Origin of the sequence: Micromonospora sp. D75 (assembly GCF_018070405.1) — a bacterium.
Taxonomy (GTDB): domain Bacteria; phylum Actinomycetota; class Actinomycetes; order Mycobacteriales; family Micromonosporaceae; genus Micromonospora; species Micromonospora chalcea.
The window spans coordinates 1-1,514 of record NZ_JAGPXV010000945.1 but is presented as its reverse complement, the minus strand read 5'-3'; the positions used below and the strand labels follow the sequence as shown (position 1 = coordinate 1,514).

Here is a 1,514-nt window from a genome sequence, read left to right as displayed (position 1 = left end):
ACCGTCTACCGGGTGAGCTGCGGCGCGGACGTCCTGCCGGCGGCGCCCGGCGGCCGACGCCCCTGTCTGGCCACGGTCGGGGTGCGCAACGTCACGAACGAGGACCAGACCTGGCACGGGCAGTTGCAGCGCGCGTACCTGCCGAGCGGGAACTGGGTGGCCGCCGACGAGGACGCGACCCGGGTGGCGAACCTGGGCCGGGACGTGTTCTCCCAGCCGGTGGCCGCCGGGCGGCGGGTGCTGCTGCCACTGGTGTTCACCATGCGCGGCGACGAGCCGCCGAAGCGGCTGGAGCTGCGCAGCGGCGTCTTCTCCGCGGGCGTGCGGGTGGACGTGCCGTGACCCGGCGACGGGCGGCGGTCGTACCCTGGGGTGCGTGACCGCCGCCCTCGCCCCCGCGCTCGACGTCGCCGACTGGCAGGCGCGCCGGGCCGCCCACGAGCAGCGGGTGGACGCCTGGCTGACGCCGCATCTCGGCCGCCGCCGGGCGGGCGTGAAGCATCCGGTGGAGGACTTCCTCTTCACCTACTACTCGCACCGGCCGGCCCAGCTGCGCCGCTGGCACCCGGGCGCGGGCGTGACGCTGTGCGACGCCGACCCGGCCGGTTTCGGCCCGGACTACACCGCCTGCGCCGCCGGGCTCACCCTCGACACCGATCGGGTACGCGCGCGGCGCGCCGAGTCGATCGCCTGGATCCGTACGCTGCTGGCGGCGACCGCCGGACGCCCGGCGCAGTTCGGCTGCTTCGGCATGCACGAGTGGGCGATGGTCTACCGGCAGACGCAGGAGCAGGTACGGCACAACTCCTGGCCGCTGCGGCTGAGCCCAGCGGCGACGGCGGCGGTGGTCGAGGAGCGCGGCGTGCGGTGCAGCCACTTCGACGCGTTCCGGTTCTTCACCGCGCCGGCCCGCCCGCTGAACGTGCTCCAGCCGACCCGGGACAGCCAGCACGCGCTGGAGCAGCCGGGTTGCCTGCACGCCAACATGGATCTCTACAAGTGGGCGTACAAGCTGTCGCCGCTGGTCTGCTCGGAACTCGTGGCGGACTGCTTCGAGCTGGCCCGGGAGATCCGGACGCTGGACATGCGTGCCAGCCCGTACGACCTGGCCGCCCTGGGCTACCCGCCGGTGCCGGTGGAGACGCCGGAGGGCCGGGCCGAGTACGCCACCGCGCAGCGCGGGTTCGCCGAGCGTGCCGCCGGGTTGCGCGCCCGGCTGCTGGCCGCGCTGGACCGGGCGGTGCCGGCCGACCACCGCTGAGCGGGGCCGGCCGGCACGCGACGGTCAGCTCGGCGCGCAGGTCAGCGCCGGGCTCGGCGCGGTTCCCTCGGCCAGGAACCCGAACGTGGTCTGGGCGGCCGGGGCCAGCGCGCCGTTCCAGCTCGCGTTCCGGGCGGTCACAGTGGTTCCGCTCTGCGTCACGTCGGCGTTCCACGCCTGGCTGATCCGTTGGCCGCCGGCGAGCGGGACGTGCACGGTCCAGCCGGCGATCGGCGCGGCGCCGGCGTTGCGC

Annotated in this window: 2 protein-coding genes and 1 pseudogene; 2 read left to right on the top strand and 1 reads right to left on the bottom strand. The window is 75.5% G+C overall.

Annotation, left to right across the window (positions count from 1 at the left end; translation table 11 throughout):
• A pseudogene (locus KBX39_RS30945) lies at window positions 1-342 on the top strand (hypothetical protein); the annotation flags it as partial.
• A gap of 34 nt (window positions 343-376) precedes the next feature.
• The gene (locus tag KBX39_RS30940; RefSeq protein ID WP_210873939.1) at window positions 377-1,261 is read left to right on the top strand and encodes a 3-methyladenine DNA glycosylase; all 885 of its coding nucleotides are present in this window, start codon (window positions 377-379) and stop codon (window positions 1,259-1,261) included.
• Between the two features lie 24 nt (window positions 1,262-1,285).
• Here the strand turns inward: KBX39_RS30940 and KBX39_RS30935 are convergent.
• Window positions 1,286-1,514, bottom strand: a 229-nt coding sequence (locus KBX39_RS30935) for a cellulose binding domain-containing protein (RefSeq protein ID WP_210873938.1), incomplete at its 5' end; no start/stop codon positions are given.